The sequence below is a fragment of the Nocardia mangyaensis genome, assembly GCF_001886715.1.
Lineage (GTDB): Bacteria > Actinomycetota > Actinomycetes > Mycobacteriales > Mycobacteriaceae > Nocardia > Nocardia mangyaensis.
The window spans coordinates 4744057-4761256 of the sequence record NZ_CP018082.1; the positions used below are offsets into that span (position 1 = coordinate 4744057).

Annotated in this window: 14 protein-coding genes and 1 pseudogene; 4 read left to right on the plus strand and 11 right to left on the minus strand. The window is 68.4% G+C overall.

Annotated elements, in window-relative coordinates; genetic code table 11:
- Positions 1–43 precede the first annotated feature (43 nt).
- Together BOX37_RS21515 and mqo are read right to left on the minus strand one after the other, a co-directional pair.
- The gene (locus BOX37_RS21515) at positions 44–493 is read right to left on the minus strand and encodes a GNAT family N-acetyltransferase (RefSeq protein WP_071931753.1); all 450 of its coding nucleotides are present in this window, start codon (positions 491–493) and stop codon (positions 44–46) included.
- A 2-nt stretch (positions 494–495) separates the two neighbouring features.
- Positions 496–2028 carry a malate dehydrogenase (quinone) gene (gene mqo / locus BOX37_RS21520; RefSeq protein ID WP_276207208.1) on the minus strand — a complete coding sequence of 511 codons (1533 nt, stop codon included), beginning with the start codon at positions 2026–2028 and terminating at the stop codon, positions 496–498.
- Positions 2029–2260: 232 nt separating this feature from the next.
- On the opposite strand from mqo, the gene BOX37_RS21525 reads away from it, so the two are divergent.
- Positions 2261–3289 (plus strand): alpha/beta hydrolase, encoded by a 1029-nt coding sequence (locus BOX37_RS21525; protein WP_084759934.1) that lies wholly within the window; start codon positions 2261–2263, stop codon positions 3287–3289.
- Between the two features lie 51 nt (positions 3290–3340).
- Here BOX37_RS21525 and BOX37_RS21530 read toward each other — a convergent pair whose 3' ends face one another.
- A complete protein-coding gene (locus BOX37_RS21530; RefSeq protein ID WP_071929226.1) occupies positions 3341–3904 on the minus strand; it encodes a hypothetical protein in 564 nt (187 codons plus the stop codon).
- A gap of 186 nt (positions 3905–4090) precedes the next feature.
- Entirely contained in the window at positions 4091–5011 is a 921-nt protein-coding gene (locus BOX37_RS21535; protein WP_071931755.1) for a LysR family transcriptional regulator, read from the minus strand.
- 127 nt (positions 5012–5138) lie between these two features.
- Here BOX37_RS21535 and BOX37_RS21540 point away from each other — a divergent pair, with 127 nt between their 5' ends.
- The gene (locus tag BOX37_RS21540) at positions 5139–5891 is read left to right on the plus strand and encodes an SDR family oxidoreductase (protein WP_071929227.1); all 753 of its coding nucleotides are present in this window, start codon (positions 5139–5141) and stop codon (positions 5889–5891) included.
- 12 nt (positions 5892–5903) lie between these two features.
- Here the strand turns inward: BOX37_RS21540 and BOX37_RS21545 are convergent, their stop codons facing one another.
- Complete coding sequence (locus tag BOX37_RS21545) at positions 5904–6968, minus strand: lipocalin-like domain-containing protein (protein ID WP_084759936.1); 1065 nt, start codon at positions 6966–6968, stop codon at positions 5904–5906.
- 20 nt (positions 6969–6988) lie between these two features.
- Positions 6989–8278 carry an oxygenase MpaB family protein gene (locus BOX37_RS21550; protein WP_071929228.1) on the minus strand — a complete coding sequence of 430 codons (1290 nt, stop codon included), beginning with the start codon at positions 8276–8278 and terminating at the stop codon, positions 6989–6991.
- 272 nt (positions 8279–8550) lie between these two features.
- On the opposite strand from BOX37_RS21550, the gene BOX37_RS21555 reads away from it, so the two are divergent.
- A complete protein-coding gene (locus BOX37_RS21555; protein ID WP_071929229.1) occupies positions 8551–9198 on the plus strand; it encodes a TetR/AcrR family transcriptional regulator in 648 nt (215 codons plus the stop codon).
- A 22-nt stretch (positions 9199–9220) separates the two neighbouring features.
- On the opposite strand, the gene BOX37_RS21560 is transcribed toward BOX37_RS21555, so the two are convergent.
- The 5 genes and pseudogenes from BOX37_RS21560 to BOX37_RS21580 form a co-directional block, all read right to left on the minus strand.
- A complete protein-coding gene (locus BOX37_RS21560; RefSeq protein ID WP_071929230.1) occupies positions 9221–10780 on the minus strand; it encodes a cobyric acid synthase in 1560 nt (519 codons plus the stop codon).
- A gap of 94 nt (positions 10781–10874) precedes the next feature.
- Positions 10875–11738: a type I methionyl aminopeptidase gene (gene map / locus BOX37_RS21565; protein WP_071929231.1), complete on the minus strand. Its 864-nt coding sequence runs from the start codon at positions 11736–11738 to the stop codon at positions 10875–10877.
- 23 nt (positions 11739–11761) lie between these two features.
- Positions 11762–14058 (minus strand): annotated as a pseudogene (locus tag BOX37_RS21570) (FdhF/YdeP family oxidoreductase).
- 49 nt (positions 14059–14107) lie between these two features.
- The gene (locus tag BOX37_RS21575; RefSeq protein WP_071929232.1) at positions 14108–15541 is read right to left on the minus strand and encodes an MFS transporter; all 1434 of its coding nucleotides are present in this window, start codon (positions 15539–15541) and stop codon (positions 14108–14110) included.
- Positions 15542–15587: 46 nt separating this feature from the next.
- On the minus strand, positions 15588–16064 hold the full coding sequence (locus BOX37_RS21580) for a MarR family winged helix-turn-helix transcriptional regulator (RefSeq protein ID WP_071931757.1): 477 nt from the start codon (positions 16062–16064) through the stop codon (positions 15588–15590).
- A 120-nt stretch (positions 16065–16184) separates the two neighbouring features.
- Here BOX37_RS21580 and BOX37_RS21585 point away from each other — a divergent pair, with 120 nt between their 5' ends.
- On the plus strand, positions 16185–17195 hold the full coding sequence (locus BOX37_RS21585; protein ID WP_071929233.1) for an LLM class flavin-dependent oxidoreductase: 1011 nt from the start codon (positions 16185–16187) through the stop codon (positions 17193–17195).
- Positions 17196–17200 lie beyond the last annotated feature (5 nt).

The window sequence follows — 17200 nt, forward strand, 5'->3', positions numbered from 1 at the left end:
TAGGCGCGCCCGGGTCGTCACCCGCAGCCGGGCAGGTGCGTCGCTACCCGCGACGCATCGGCACGTGCAGGATCCCGTCGTCGTCGTACTCGGGGCCATCCACCACGAAACCGAACTTCGCGTACATCTCGACCAGAGGCGACTGGGCATCCAACCGCACTGTGGCCGTACCGGTTTCGGCGAGCGCCGCCCGCATCAGACGAGCGGTGTAGCCGCGGCCACGCGCGAACCGGGCGACACACACCCGGCCGATGCGAAACGCGCGCACCCCGTCGACCTGCTCCTCGAGCAGGCGCAGGGTGGCGAGAACCGCACCATCGCCGTCGAGCCACAGATGCCTGGTCCCGGGCTCCAGATCACGCCCGTCCAGCTCGGGATAGGCGCATTCCTGCTCGACGACGAACACCTCGACGCGTAGCCGCAACAGCCGGTACAGGGTGGCCGCGTCGAGATCGGCCGACCATGCCCGCTTCAGCGCGACCGTCGACATCATGGTCACACCTGCGCGAGACTCTCGACTCCCGGACGCGCGGCCGCGTTGCTCGACTCGTCGAGCTTGAGCGACTTGTTGGTCCAGTCCCAGACCTCCTGGAAGAGGGCCTGGTTCTCCGAGAGCTTCTTGCCCAGCGAGGGGATCAGCTCCTCGAGCTGCGGGGTCCACTCGGCGTACTCGCGGGGGAAGCAGCGCTGCATGACGTCGAGCATGGCGGTCACACAGGTCGAGGCGCCCGGGGAGGCGCCGAGCAGACCGGCGATGGAACCGTCCTCGGCGGAGATGACCGCGGTGCCGAACTCGAGCACGCCACCGGCGCCCTTGCGGCGGATGACCTGCACGCGCTGACCGGCCGTGATCAGCTCCCAGTCGCGGCCCTGGGCACGCGGCAGGAACTCCTCGAGCACGCCGATCTTGCCGTTCTGGGACTTGAGCAGCTCTTCGACCAGGTATTTGGTCAGGCCCATCTCGGTGAGGCCGACACCGACCAGCGAGGCGATGTTGTTCGCCTTGATCGACTTGAACAGGTCCGCGTTGGAGCCGTCCTTGAGGAACTTGGGGGTCCAGCCCGCGTAGGGGCCGAACAGCAGGCCCTTGCGGCCGTTGATGACGCGGGTGTCCAGATGCGGCACCGACATGGGCGGCGCGCCGACGGCGGCCTTGCCGTACACCTTGGCCTCGTGCGCGGCGATCAGCTCGGGGTTGGTCGAGCGCAGGAACTGGCCGCTGATCGGGAACCCACCGAAGCCCTTGGCCTCGGCGATGCCGGATTTCTGCAGCAGCGGCAGCGCGCCGCCACCGGCGCCGACGAAGACGAACTTCGCGTTGAGGGTGCGTGACCGGTAGGTGCGCAGGTTGCGCACGGTGACGTTCCAGCTGCCGTCGGACTGCTTGTCGAGGTCGCGGACCTCGGTGCCGAAGGCTATCTCGCCGCCGGAGCGGCCGAGATAGGCCAGCAGCTGCTTGGTGAGCGCCCCGAAGTCGATGTCGGTGCCGCCGTCGGTCCAGTTCAGCGCGATCGGGTCGGCGAAGTCGCGACCCTTGGCCATCAGCGGCAGGCGCGCGGCGAACTCGTCGGGGCTGTCGATGTACTCCATGCCGCGGAACAGCGGGTGCGGGGCGAGTGCCTCGTAGCGCTTGCGCAGGTAGTCGACGTTGTCGGCGCCGTGGACGAAGCTGACGTGCGGAATGGGGTTGATGAACCCGGCCGGGTCGTCGAGAACGCCGGTGTCGACCGCGGCGGCCCAGAACTGGCGCGAGACCTGGAAGCGCTCGTTGATGTCGACGGCCTTGCCGATGTCGACCGAGCCGTCGGCATTCTGCGGGCTGTAGTTGAGCTCACACAGGGCCGAGTGGCCGGTACCCGCGTTGTTCCACGGATCGCTGCTCTCCGCGGCGGCGGCGTCGAGCCGCTCGAACACCGAGATCGTCCAGTCCGGCTGCAGCTGCCGCAGCAGCGTGCCCAGCGTGGCACTCATGATGCCTGCACCGATCAGAACTACATCGGTCTTTTCCATCTTCGCAGCGTTCGGCACGGGTAGATCGACTTCCTTGTCCTTCTCAGCTACCCACCGGCAGGTGAGTCGCTTGGGCGCGGGCGCTTTGGGGTCGTGAGGCGACTCGCGGTGATCGCCGGGAGGTAGGTTACCCGTCGTTCACCTGTTGCCAATTGTGCACCTCAACCGTCCGGACTTCTGCAACCGACCTACCGAATGTGATGTAAACCAACACTGCACGTCGCTACGACCGCGCGATAGATTGAGCGGTGTGACGAACGAAACCATCGGTACCACCGACCGGACCGACGAGCAGTGGCGATCCGATGTCCTCGGCACCGGCTATCAGCAGCGGACGCTGCCGCTGGGCACCGACCCCGACGGTGAGGGCGAGGTGGTGGCCACGCTCGTGCGCTACCTGCCCGAGTCCGCCGCGCCGGCGGCCGAGCCCACCGTGCTGTATCTGCACGGCTTCACCGACTACTTCTTCCAGGAGCACCTGGCCGAGCACTTCGCGGCGCGCGGGCACCGCTTCTACGCCCTCGACCTGCGCAAGTGCGGGCGATCGCGGCGCGAGGGGCAGAGCGCGCACTACGTCAGCGATTTGGCGCTCTACGACGCGGAGCTCAACGAGGCGCTGCGGATCGCGCGGGCCGAGACCGGCAACGACGTGCTGATCGTCGCGCATTCGACCGGCGGGCTGATCGCGGCGCTGTGGCTGGACCGGCTGGAGGCCACGGGCGGTGCCGCGGCGGCGGGCGTGGCCGGTGTCGTCCTCAACAGCCCCTGGTTCGATCTGCAGGGTCCGGCGTACTACCGCACCGTCGGTACGCCGGTGATCAACGCGGTCGGCCGGTTCCGCGCGTTCGCCCAGCTGCCCGGCGGGGTCAGCACCGCCTACGGCGACAGCCTGCACCACACCCGCCGCGGCGAGTGGGACTACAACCTGGACTGGAAGCCGCTGGCCGGCGAACCGGTGCGGCTGGGCTGGCTGCGCGCCATCCGGCAGGGCCAGGCCCGGCTACACCAGGGTCTGGCGATCGGGGTGCCCGCGCTGATCCTGCGTTCGCGCCTGACCAAGTTCGCCCGCGAGCACAGCCCGGCCGTCGACGTGGCCGATGCCGTGCTCGATGTGAGGCAGATCCAGCGCTGGGCCGGTTGCCTGGGCGAGCGCACCACGATTGTCCCGATCGACGGCGCCCGCCACGACGTGTTCCTGTCCTCGGAAGCGGTGCGCGCCAACGCCTTCACCGAAACCGACAGCTGGCTGGACTGGTTGGCCACCTACCGGAAGGGTTAGTTCGAGGCCGTCAGGGCCGCGGACTCGCGGCACCAGCCGCCGTGGACACAGTCACCACAAGCTGGTGCGGAGCACGATCTCGGTGGCCAGCTCGTGGCCCGCTTCGGTGGCGATGTTGTCGACCTCGAGCGGCACCACCCGGAACTCGCCGTACACGTAGCGACCGGAGGCATCGGCGACCGCGCGAGGCAGGCTCTTGGTGACCAGCATGGTGACGGGCAGCTCCAGCGGCGGACAGGCGGCATCGGGGGCATTGCCCTCGGCATCGGGGACGGCGGGGTGGCCGTGGTCGGCGACGACCAGGCTCATGAACCTGCCGAACCGCCCCGCGCACACCCGCCAGGCCAGCGCTCCACCGGCGCCGCGCCCCGCCACATTGACGTAGGGCAGTTCGAGTGCGTCGAGGATGGTGTGGACGGCCGCCGGGTCGAGTCCGTCGACGGACTCCACGACGACGGTCTGCAGATCCGATTCGTGCAGTCGGGCGCACACCTGGTCGAAGACATCGGCAGGGTCGTCCGCATCGGGAAGCAGCAGCACATTGTGCCGCGATGAGGGACCGTCGACCCGCACTGTCCAGGCCCGGTCACCGACCGTGATCTGCCGAGATTTCATGCCGGTGTACGGTACACGGCGCGGCGGAACACGGCAGCGTGTTCCGGTCCGTCCGGCCCGTCGGTTTTCAGCCGTGTCCTGCGGTTTCCCAGCGCGGACGGCCCGAATTGACGGACCTGTCACAACGGGCGGCGCGGGCGGCCCGCGGAGATCGGCCGCACATCGGATCGCGCGGCGAGCGCCGAGTCACTCGGCGGCGTCGGTTGTGGGCTGCTGCACGGTGAGCAGGTCGCGCACCGGCGAGACCGTATGTGGCAGCCACAGCGCCTGGGTGGGCGCCAGTGGCGGGTCGGCGAGTTCGACCACGCGGACCAGACCGCCGACCGCAGGGCCGGCGGGCGCGGTCACGAACGCGACGCAGTCGTTGTCGGCGACGGCGGTGACCGGGGGTGTCCCCTGGATACGGTTGACGACGAAGCGCGGTTCGAAACCGGCGCGACGGCAGGTGCTGAGCAGGAAGTCGGTGTAGAACGAGTGGCCGGGCGGGGCCCACACCATGACCGACTCCGTGCGCAGGTCGTCGATCCGCACGATGTCGCGATCCGCCAGGCGGTGAGTGCGGGCGACGGCGAGGCGGACCGGGTCATAGGCGATGATCGCCGAGGCCAGGTGGGCGGGCATCGCCACGCCGCGGCGCAGGGCGAGGTCGATCTGTCCGTCGTAGAGCGCGTGGACCAGGGCGTCGGGGAACATCTGTCGCGCGGTCACCGAGACGGTGGGCAGTCGCGCCCGGACCGAGGCCAGCAGCAGGTACACCTCCTCGGCGGTGATGGCCGGGGTGTGCCCGATGACGAACGGTCGCGGCGACTCGGTGCCCGCCTCGTAGGTCTGCTCGGCCAGGGTCGCCGCGGCCGCGAGCAGGGCACGGGCACCGTCGCGCAGCACCTCGCCCGCCGCCGTCGGGCGCAGGCGTCGGCCGGTGCGGTCGAACAGGGTCACGCCGAGTTGGCGTTCCAGCTGTCGGATGGCGGTACTCAGCGCCTGCTGGGTGAGATGTAATTGCGCTGCGGCACTGGTGAATCCGGCGTTCTCGGCGACGGCGAGGAACTGCTGGAGTCGATGCAGATCCAGCGGCCTGTCCGCCCGCGGCACCCGGTGGCCATCCATGACCACCACCCTAGCGATGCACAAATAGTTTTTGTGAAACGGTCAGAAAGTACTGTTTCCTATTTGTTCCACGGCTGCCTAGCGTTGAAGGAGTAGGAGCAAGCGACACCGACGAGAGGACAGATCGATGGCAGGCATCTTGACCGGGAATTCCGCCGTGGTCGCCGCGGGAGCGAAGAATCTGGGCGGGCTGATCAGCACCACCCTCGCCGAGGACGGCGCCAACGTACTGGTCCACTACAACAGCGACGCGAGCGAAGCCGACGCCGACAAGACCGTCGCCGCGGCGCGGGCCGCCGGCGTGCGGGCGGTGAAGTTCCAGGCCGACCTGACCGTGCCCGCCAATGTGGTTCGCCTGTTCGACACCGCGGTCGCGGAGTTCGGCGGCGTCGACATCGCTGTGAACACTGTCGGCAAGGTGCTGCGCAAGCCCATCCTCGACACCACCGAGGCCGACTACGACGCGATGTTCGACATCAATGCCAAGGCCGCCTACTTCTTCCTCCAGGAAGCGGGCAAGCGACTCAACGACGGCGGGCGCGTGGTCACGATCGTCACCTCCCTGCTGGCCGCCTTCACCGATGGCTACTCCACCTACGCGGGCGCCAAGAGTCCCGTCGAGCACTTCACCCGGGCCGCCGCCAAGGAGTTCGCCGAGCGCGGCATCACGGTCAACAACGTCGCCCCCGGCCCCATGGACACCCCGTTCTTCTATCCGCAGGAAACCCCGGACCGCGTGGAGTTCCACAAGTCCCAAGCTCTCGGCGGCCGCCTGACCCGCATCGAGGACATCGCTCCCCTGGTGGAATTCCTCGTCACCGAGGGCGGCTGGGTCACCGGCCAGACCATCTTCGCCAACGGCGGCTACACCACCCGCTGAGCAGGCGCCAGGTCAGCGCAGCGCGACGAGCTCGTGCAGGGTGGTGCCGGACTGCCGGTCCACGGCGCCGTCGCGGTGGATCGTCAGTTCGAACGACGACCGGAACCGGAAGTAGGCCGGATGCCCGATCACCTTGTGCAGCAACGGACGGAGCACCCGCGATCGAACCACCGGGACATCGTCGAGCAAATCGTGGGCGTGGATGACCGATTCCACGGTCAGGCGCAATTCCAGCTGATCGGGCACCCGCAGGTCGATCCATTCCGGGAACTCCCGGCCCGCGATCGAGTCGTAGCGCTTCGGCCCCTCGGTGAGGACGGTCTCCCCGGTCGACAAGACCACCTCCGCACCGCGGGCGAGCATGAGCGGGGCGATCGCGTGCCCGCCGCGCTGCGGCTGGGTCAGCACATTCGCGTACAGCAGCGAGTATTCGTCGGTGTAGAGGCGGCCCCAGTGCCAGCGGTCGATGATCCGCTTCATGTCGCCGACGCCCCAATTGTGGTCGGCGTAGCCGCGTCCGGTGACCGCGAGTTGCTCGCCGTCGATCTCCAGGGTGCCGTGGACGCGCGCGCGTGGTGCCCCGACCACCCAGCCGAAGGTCTCGCCGTCGCCGAAGCGGGTCTCACCCTTGCCCGGCATCCAGCTGGGCGTCTCGTTGTCGAAGGTCAATTCGAAGGCCACTCCGTCGCACGCCAGCCGCACGTGATGTCTGGGCAGCCCAGCTGCCGGATACTCCGACCAGGCGCGGTTGTCGCCGATCCGCACGTCGCAGGTGTCGGCCGAAAAGCTGGTCGCCGCATGCGGATAACGCTGGGCGGCCTGCCTGCGGCCACCGTCGGGGGTGTACACGATCAGTTCCACCCACGGCCTAGCCCAGGGCAGGTCCTCCGGGCGGCGTTTGGTCAGGAATCCGACCACCACGTGCCCGCTGTCGAGCTGGGCGTCGAAGTACCAGTGTTCGAAGGCCGCCCGGCTCGGCGAGGGGTGCAGGCCGTTGTGGCGTGGAAGCACGGTGGTCAGGTCGCCGTCGCGGCGGCCCGGCCCGTTCCACACCTCGGTGATCGCGGTACTCGGCACAGCTGTTCGTCCTCGCTCTGTCAGCGCCGCAGCGCACCGGTGGCCTCGAATTGGGCTTCCCGACCGGCCATTTGGGCGCGGTACCAGTTCTCTCGATGGCGGCACATGACCCGTTCGTGCAGCCGGGCCAGCGGTGGGCACACGCGGCGGGTCACCTCCATCGCGGTGATGAGCGGAAACCGCGCGATGGGAAGCAGAATCCACGGGAACGCCGCGGGCATCCGATAACCCCGACGGGTGCCGGGCGCCATGTACATGGCCGAATACACCGCGTTGATCCGGAAGTTGTACGCCGCGCGCACCCGAGCCCACCCGCGCTGGTCCGCGCGCGGGGCGAAGGCCGCCGGATAGGACTCGATCAGTTCCGCGCCGTGCTGTCCGGCATCGTAGGAGCGCGAGATCAGCGTCATCGCCAGCACGCGCAGCGAATCGGCGACCGTCTCCGGGTACCAGCGCACCCGGACCCCGAGCAGATGTCCCAGATATCGCTGGAAGTGCAGCAGCGCACGGATTTCCGAGGGCGTGGTCTGGTAGCCGAGCAACCACAGTCCCATTCCCGGTGTGATACTGCCGCCCAGCAGGGTCAGCAGCTGATAGGTCTGGCTGATCGGCAGCCCCCAGCGCTCGGTGTCCCATTCCGGATGGTCGGCGACCCGCGCCCGCACCGAGACATGCATGACCCGCACCTTCATGGCGGTGGCCCGGCCCGCCGATCCCGGCGTCAGCAACGCACCCGGCTGCGAGACATCGATCCAGAACCGGCAGGTCTCGAGAAACCGCCGCAGCGCGCTGTTCCCGGCGTAACCTCCGGCGAGCGAGAGCGGGGTGGCGACCGCGGCCTCGGTGTACATCTCCAGGGTCTCGGCACCGGCGAAGCTGAAAAGCATGGTGCCCCAGCGTCGCCAGATGGCCGCGCCCTGTTCCACCAGTTCCGGCCGCAGCCAGTCGGGCTGGGTCTCGAACTCGGCGAACAGCTCTCGCATGGCGGCCGGCGAGTCCGCGACGGCATCCACGCCTGAGGTGAGGGCGGTCTCCAGCATCTCGCGGCCCCGGGTCGCACCGATCGCGCCGTGCATCACCTCGGCGACGAACCGTTCGGCCACCGGATCGCCGGTGAACAGGTCCGCGCACAAGGCTTTCGCCTGCTCGTCGGTGGGGAACGGTCCGGCACCTGTGAGCGCGGTGACGAGGCGTTCGAAGCGCTGGACGCCCGGCCTGTCGCGGCCCTCCCAGTAGCGGAAGGCGCTGGGGCAGCGGGCCTGCCGCGGAATCAGCGCTCCGGCGGGTTCCGACGGCACATCCACTGACATGGGCGGTCCTTCCAGTCGAATCCCGTGATCACGGATCCAGGGCAACGACCTCACCATACGCTGAAGTATCTACAACGGTACTCGAAAGTATGGAAATGGATTCGGGCATCCGCGCCTCCGATCGCGCCTCCATACGGTGGGGTACCGTAGCCCGTACTTCTGGGATGGTCGAGTAAATCGCGATCTCGCCCGGCGCAGCCGATCGGGCGACGTCACGCCGGGCCCGCCTTCTACGATCGAGGTGTGCAGATGACCGACAGCCCCCGGACCCGATGACCACCGAACCCGCGCGCCCCGCCGCGCCGCGGCGGTCCAAGAAGGCCGAGGCGCAACAGCGCGGTGCGCGTTCCGGTGCCCAGCAGTCGGGCCGGAGCCGCAGCCCACGCCTGTCCTACGACGATTGGGTCGACGGCGCACTGGCCCTGCTCGCCAGGGAAGGCGCGGCCGCCGTACGCATTCCCCGGCTCTGCGAAGCACTCGGTGTCACCAAGGGCAGCTTCTACTGGCATTTCGACGACATCGGCCGGCTCGAGGAAGCCATGGCCGATCGATGGAGCACGACCCAGGCCCAGGTCATCGCGGAACTCGCCGCCGTCGATTCGATGCCGATCGAACAGCGCATCGAAGCGATGGCCACCATGCTCGTCGATCGGAACTGGCTGGTCGAAGCCACCGTGCGCGAGTGGAGCCGCACCCGCCCGCAAGTGCAGAACGCTGTCCAGGAACTGGATCGAAAGATCTTCGACACCATCCGGGCGGCGCTGGCCGAACTCGGATTCGACGCCGAGACGGCCAGGCTGCGGGCCGGTGCCATGGTCTACCTCGGCATCGGTTTCATCCACGGTCGCGCGAGCTTGCCGATTCCCACCCACCAAGAGGTGAACGCCGTCATCACACTGCTCACCCGGCCGGCACCATGATCGACCCAGCACCCCGGCTGCGCTACAGCCCAGCCGACCCGATCGTTCCGGTGCGGATGACGGGGAGATCATCGGGTGCGCCGACGCGGATCAGTCGGTCCAGCGCGGCGAGGTCGAGGTGCTGTTCGACGAGGTCGGCGAGCAGGTCGAGTTGTGCCGTGCGGATGGCGGCGACCGAGGTGTCGGGTGCCACGGTGAAGCCGGTGCGCCCGGCACGGGCGGCGACCTCGGTGAGCCAAGCGCGGCGGAACTCGTCGGATTCGAGGAGTCCGTGGACGTGTGTGCCCCAGATCGCCTCGCGCGCACTACCTTCGGAAGCGGCGTCGATGGTGAGCCAGGCGGGGTCGGTGGTGCGGCGGACGCGACCATGGTGGATTTCGTAGCCGTGCACGGGGATCCCGGCCGCGCTGCCGGTGACCTGGCGGGCGATCTTGGGGTCGGCGAATTCGATGTCGAGGTCCAACAGGCCGAGACCGCTGGCCACCCAGGGTTCGGGAGTCGCGAGGTATTCGATTCCGTCGATGATGCGATGGCCGAGCATCTGGTAACCCCCGCAGATACCGAGGATGGGTCGCCCGTCGGCGGCACGGGACCGTAGTGCGCCGTCGATTCCCTTGGCGCGCAACCATTCCAGATCGGAGACGGTGGCTTTGGAGCCGGGCAGGACGACGAGGTCGGCGGTGGCGAGTTGGTCGGGGGCGTCGGCCCAGCGCACGGCCACACCGGGTTCGCAGGCCAAGGCTTCGATGTCGGTGGAGTTGGAGATGCGTGGGAGGCGGATGGCGGCGACGGTGAGCCATTCGGTGCCGTGTGGCGAGCCGGGGCGACCGACCGGGGTGCCCGCGACGGTGCCGAGGGAGTCCTCGGCATCGAGCCACAGGTCCTCGGCGAAAGGCAGCACACCCAGCGTCGGGCGGCCGGTCAGGGTGGTCAGCTGGTCGAGTCCCGGTTGCAGCAGGGAGACGTCGCCCCGGAATTTGTTGATGATGAAGCCCGAGATGAGTTGCTGGTCCGCGGGTTCCAGGACGGCGACCGTGCCGAACAGGTGAGCCAACACCCCGCCGCGATCGATGTCACCGACGACCAGCACGGGGAGGTCGGCGGCACGCGCCAGCCCCATGTTCGCCAGATCCGTCGCGCGCAGGTTGATTTCAGCGGGTGAACCCGCACCTTCGCAGATCACCACATCGAATTCCGCACGCAGCGAGTCGAGTTCGGCGGCCACCACCGCACGCAACTGCTGACGACGGGTGAAGTAGTCCCGCGCCCCGACGGTTCCGATCGCCTGACCGCGCACCACCAGCTGCGATCGCCGATCGCTGCCGGGCTTGAGCAACACCGGGTTGAACCGCACGCTCGGCGCCAATCCACACGCCCGAGCCTGCAGCGCCTGCGCCCGCCCGATCTCCCCGCCGTCGAGGGTCACGACGGAGTTGTTCGACATGTTCTGCGCCTTGAACGGCGCCACCCGCACCCCGCGCCGTGCCAGCATCCGGCAGATCCCGGCCACCACCACGCTTTTGCCCGCATCGGAGGTGGTACCCGCGATCAAGACAGCGCCGCGCAGATCACCCTCGCTCACCGCGCAGCCCGATCGAGCGTGACCCTCGATCCGGACGCCCCCACCCCGTCTCGATGACCACCCGACACCGTGAGCGCCGTCCCCGGCGGAAGCCTCACGGCAGGGTCAGGATTTCCGCGCCTGCCTCGGTGACCACGAGTGTGTGCTCGAACTGGGCGGTCCATTTGCGGTCCTTGGTGACCACGGTCCAGCCGTCGTCCCAGATGTCGTAGTCGATGCCGCCGAGGTTGATCATCGGCTCGATGGTGAAGGTCATGCCCGGTTCGATGACCGATTCGATGGAGGGCTGGTCGTAGTGCAGGATGACCAGTCCGCTGTGGAAGGTGGGGCCGACGCCGTGGCCGGTGAAGTCGCGGACGACGCCGTAGCCGAAGCGGTTGGCGTAGGCCTCGATGACGCGGCCGACGACATTGAGCGCGCGGCCCGGCTTGACCGCCTTGATCGCCCGATTGGTCGCCTCCTCGGTGCGCTCCACCAGCAGGCGCACCTCCTCGTCGACGTTCCCGGCGAGGAAGGTGCGGTTGGTGTCGCCATGCACGCCGTGGATGTAGGCGGTGACGTCGATGTTGACGATGTCACCGTCTTCGATCACGGTCGAGTCGGGGATGCCGTGGCAGATGACCTCGTTCAGCGAGGTGCAGCAGGACTTGGGGAAGCCCTTGTACCCCAGCGTGGAGGGGTAGGCGCCGTGATCGCACATGTACTCGTGCGCGATGCGGTCCAGTTCGTCGGTGGTGACACCGGGGGCGACCGCCTTGCCCGCCTCGTCGAGCGCCTGCGCGGCGATCTTGCCCGCGATCCGCATCTTCTCGATGGTCTCGGCCGTCTGCACCCAGGGCTCGTTGCCCTCGTTGGCGGTCTTCTTCCACACGTATTCGGGGCGCTCGATGGAACGCGGGACGTCCCGGATCGGCGACTGGGTGCCGGGAACGAGTGGCTGACGGGTGCGCACGGACATAGAGGAGAGTGTATCCAGAGCGGCTAGCTCAGCGACTCGGCGCCGTCGGGCGATGGCTCCAACCGGACCACGATGCCCTTCGACGTCGGCGTATTGCTGATGTCGGCCACGCTGTCCAGCGGCACCAGCACATTGGTCTCCGGATAGTAGGCCGCCGCCGACCCGCGACTGGCCGGGTAGGCGACGGCGATGAAATCGCGCGCGCGCCGCTCGGTGCCGTCGTGCCAGACGCTGACGATGTCGACCACGTCACCGTCGCCGATCCCGCGTTCGATCAGGTCGGCGAGGTTGACCAGCACCACCCGGCGGGCATTGTGGATGCCGCGATACCGATCATTGTTCGCGTACGGGATGGTGTTCCACTGGTCGTGCGAGCGCAGCGATTGCAGCACCAGGTGCCCCGGCGGCACATCGAGCGCGGTGAAGTCGTTACAGGTGAACTGCGCTTTGCCGCTGGCAGTGCGATAGACCCCCTCGTTGACCGGGTTGGCCAGTCGCAGACCACCGGGTTCGCTGACGCGTTCGTTGAAGTTCGCGAAGCCGGGCACCACACGCGCGATCCGCTCGCGGATGGTGCCGTAGTCGGCGACGAACTCCTCCCACGGGATCGCCCCGCCGTCGCCGAGCGTGCGCCGGGCCAGCCCGGCGATGATCGCCACCTCGCTCAGCAGGGTGGGCGCGGCGGGTCGAGCCGTCCGCGCGAGGCGTGGACCTCGCTCATCGAGTCCTCGACGGTGACGAACTGCTCACCCGAGGCCTGGATGTCGCGATCACTGCGCCCCAGCGTCGGCAGGATCAGCGCGGTCTCCCCGCACACCGTGTGGGAGCGGTTGAGTTTGGTGGAGATCTGCACCGTCAGCGAACACTGCCGCAGGGCGGCCTCGGTGACCTCGCTGTCGGGCGTGGCGCGCGCGAAATTGCCCGCGACACCGACGAATACCTTCGCCTTGCCGTCGCGCATGGCGCGGATGGCGCCGACCGAGTCGACCCCGTGCTCGCTCGGCGGAGTGAACGCGAACTCGGTGCCGAGCGCGTCCAGGAACGACTGCGGCATCCGTTCCCAGATGCCCATGGTGCGGTCGCCCTGGACATTGCTGTGCCCGCGCACCGGGCACACCCCGGCACCGGGGCGACCGATGTTGCCGCGCAGCAGCAGGAAGTTCACGATCTCGCGAATGGTCGGCACCCCGTGCTTGTGCTGGGTGAGCCCCATCGCCCAGCACACGATGATCTTCTTGCTGGCGAGCACTTGCCTGCGCACCTGCTCGATCTCGGTGCGGGTGAGCCCGGTCGCCCGCAGCGCGTCGTCCCAGGTGATCCGCCAGGCGTGCGCGGCGAACGCGTCGAAACCGCTGGTCTGCGCGGCGATGAAGTCGTGGTCGAGCACGCTGCCCGGCGCCGCGTCCTCGGATTCGAGCAGCAACCGGTTGAGCATCTGGAACAGCGCGAGGTCGCCACCGGGACGGATCTGCAGGAACCAGTCGGCGATGGCGGTGCCGCGCCCGATCACCCCGCGCGGTACCTGCGGGTTCTTGAACCGGATCAATCCGGCTTCGGGCAGCGGGTTGACCGCCACGATCTTGCCGCCGTTGCGCTTGGTCTCCTCGAGCGCGGAGAGCATGCGCGGATGGTTGGTACCGGGATTCTGGCCGACGACGAAGATCAGGTCGGCCTCGTAGATGTCTTCCAGCGACACGCTGCCCTTGCCGACACCGAGGGTCTCGATGAGCGCCGACCCGCTCGACTCGTGGCACATGTTCGAACAGTCGGGCAGATTGTTGGTGCCGTAGGCGCGGGCGAACATTTGCAGCAGGAACGCGGCCTCGTTGCTCACCCGCCCCGAGGTGTAGAACAGGGCCTGATCAGGCGAGTCGAGTTCGCGCAGGTGGGTGGCGATCAGGTCAAGGGCGCCGTCCCAGCCGATCGGCTCGTAGTGGGTGGCGCCGGGGCGTTTCACCATCGGCTCGGTGAGCCTGCCCTGCTGGTTGAGCCAGTAGTCCGACATCGTGTCGAGTTCGGCGACCGGATGGGTCGCGAAGAACTCGGCGGTGACGCGGCGGGTGGTCGCCTCGTCGTTGATGTGTTTGGCGCCGTTCTCGCAGTACTCGTTGCGGTGCCGGTGCTTGGGCTCGGGCCACGCGCAGCCAGGGCAGTCGAAACCCTTGGTCTGATTGATGTTCAGCAGGGTCAAGGCGGTGCGCGCCGGAGTGGTCTGCGACAGCGAGTACTCGATCGCGTGCACGACACCGGGGACGCCCGCCGCCCACGTCTTGGGCGGCGTGACGGTCAGTTTGTCCTGGGGGTCCTCGGTCGAGGTCATATCGCCCATTGTTCCAGCCGACCTCGGGATGCGATACCGTCGCCGCCGCTCAGCGCACGGCGACCTGGTCGGTTGCCGCCGCGGGCGCGGCGGGTGCGCCGGGTCTGCGCAGCACCGTGACGCTGATGGCCAGCGCCGCCGCGAGGAGCCCGGCGGCCACCGTGAACGCCAGCCGGTAGCCGCTGGTCAGCGCGTCCGCCTCGGACGCGCCGACCGCGAGCTCGGCGCCCGTGCGGGCGGCGGCGAGGGTGGACAGAACCGCGACACCGATCGCCATGCCGACCTGCTGTGTGGTGTTGAACAGACCCGATGCCAGTCCAGCGTCGTCGGCCTCGGCACCCGACATCGCCAAGGCGGTGAGCGTCGGCAGCACCAGACCACCACCGGCGATCAGCACCATCATCGGCAGCAGGTCGGTGACATAGACGGCTTCGGTGGGCAACCGCATCAGCCACGACATCCCGATCAGCAGCAGCACCAGACCGGAGAGGAGCACGGCCCGTTCGCCGAAGCGGGTGACCAATCGCGCGGAGGCGAACAGCGAGACCGTGCCGATGGCCAGCGCGGCGGGCAGCATGGCAAGGCCGGTCTGCAGTGCGTTGTAGCCGAGCACCTTCTGCAGGTAGAGCGCGACGATGATCTGGAAGGCGAACATGGCGGCCAGCGCGAGCATCTGCACGACATTGGCGCCGGAGACGTTGCGGGAGCGGAAGATCCGCAGCGGCAGCAGCGGCGTGCGGGCAGTCGCCTGACGCGCGGCGAAGGCGGCGAGCAGGGCGGTGGCCAGTGCGCCGAGGCCCAGCGTGCGCGTCGAGACCCAGCCGTATGTTTCGACCTCGACGACGGTGTAGATGCCGAGCATCAGCCCGGCGGTCACCAGGATCGCCCCGAACACATCGGCACCGGCGGCCAGCCCGAGTCCGCGGTCGGCGGGCAGTGCCGCGAGCGCGACCGCGATGGTCAGTACCCCGATCGGCACATTGATCAGGAAAATCCAGTGCCAGTTCAGTGCGTCGGTGAGCACACCGCCCAGGACCTGACCGATGGAGGCGCCCGCGGCGCCGGTGAAGCTGAAAACGCCGATGGCCGTGGCTCGTTCGCGCGCTCCGGTGAAGATCGTCACCAGGATGCCGAGCACCACCGAGGCGGAGATCGCGCTGCCGACACCCTGGAGGAAGCGGGCACCGACGAGCATCTCAGGGCTCGTGGCCGCACCGGCCAGCAGCGAGGCCACGGTGAAAACGCCGGTGCCGGTGAGGAACATCGTCTTGCGACCGATCAGGTCACCGAGGCGCCCGGCCAGCAGGAGCAGACCGCCGAAAGCGATCAGATAGGCGTTCACGGTCCAGCTCAGACCGGCGGGCGAGAAGCCGAGATCGTCCTGGATCGCGGGCATGGCGACGGTGACGATGCTGCCGTCGAGGATGGTCATCAGCATCGCGGCCGAGAGCACAGCGAGCGCGACGCGCTGAGATTTGGTCATAAAAGGACCGTACTAGATAGTTTCGTAGCAGACAATCCGTTACGGACTATTGCCGAGCGCGGCGCGCACAGGTCGCTTCCACCGCGGTCGACAACTCTCCCTCCACCAGGCGATTCAGCGCGCGCAGCAGCACGTCCCGGTCCCCTTTCGGCAGCGAGCCGAGGACCGCCTCGTGGACTCCGTCGGCGATCTCGACACTGCGCGCTGCCAATTCAGCACCCGCGGGCGTCACCGAGATGATGCGAGCCCGCCGGTCGGCACTCGACGGCTTGCGCTCGGCCAGGCCGGCCTTCTCCAGCGCGTCGACAGTGACGACCATCGTCGTCTTGTCCATGTCGCCGAGGTCGGCGAGCTGAGCCTGGGTGCGCTCGCCTTCGAGCGCGTGCACCAGCACGCAGTGCATGCGAGCCGTCAGCCCGATCTCCCCGAGCGCGGACGCCATCCGCGTACGCAGGACGTGACTGGTGCGGTCGAGCAGATAGGACAGGTCGGGTGCGGTACGAGCGTTCGCCGGGGCCGTCATGCGGTCCATCATAGTTTCGTCGTAGATAGTCTGCTACCAGCCACAATGACACGGGGAATCATTTCGGACCACGGTCCGTTTATGCGGTGGAGTAGACCGACTCCCAGAAACGAGGTTCACATGGAACTGGGGCTGACCACCTTCGCCGAGCTGTACCCGACCGGCGATCGGCCCGCGCCGACCGCCGCCCAACGCCTGCGCCAGGTGGTCGCCGAGGCCGTCGCGACCGAGGCGGCGGGATTGGACGTCTACGGCGTCGGCGAACACCATCGCGAGGATTTCGCCGCGTCCTCCCCCGCTGTCGTCTTGGCCGCCGCCGCGGCCCGGACCGAACGCATCCAGTTGACCAGCGCGGTCACCGTGCTCAGCTCCGACGATCCAGTTCGGGTCTTTCAGGACTTCGCCACGCTGGACGGGCTGTCGAACGGTCGCGCCGAGCTGATGGCCGGTCGCGGGTCGTTCACCGAGTCGTTCCCGCTGTTCGGCTACGACCTGGCCGACTACGACGCGCTGTTCGAGGAGAAGCTGGCCCTGCTGCTGCACTTGCGCGGCGATGATCCGGTGACCTGGTCGGGCCGGTTCCGTGCACCGCTGCGCGATGTCACAGTCTATCCGCGCACCGACGACCGGCCGTTGCCGGTGTGGATCGCGGTCGGCGGGAGCCCGGAATCGGTGATCCGCGCGGGCCTGCTCGGCCTGCCGTTGGCCATCGCGATCATCGGCGGCCAGCCCGCCCGGTTCAAGCCGCTGGTCGAGCTGTATCACCGCGCGCTGGCCGAGGGCGGTCACGACAAGCAGCCGGTGGCAGTGCACGCGCACGGGTATGTTGCCGATTCCGACGAGCAGGCCGTGGCCGATTTCTTCGCGCCCTACGCGCTGGCCATGTCGGTCATCGGGCGCGAACGCGGCTGGGGTCCGATGACCCACGCGCAGTTCGACGCCCTGCGCTCGCCGGGGGGTTCGCTGTTCGTCGGCACGCCCGACCACGTAGCGGGCAAGATCGCCGAGGTGCGCGACGATCTCGGGCTCGACCGCTTCATGCTGCACACCAGCGTCGGCACGCTGCCGCCGGAACAGGTGCTGCACAGCATCGACCTGCTGGGTACGAAGGTGGCCCCGCAGGTGAGGTGATGGGT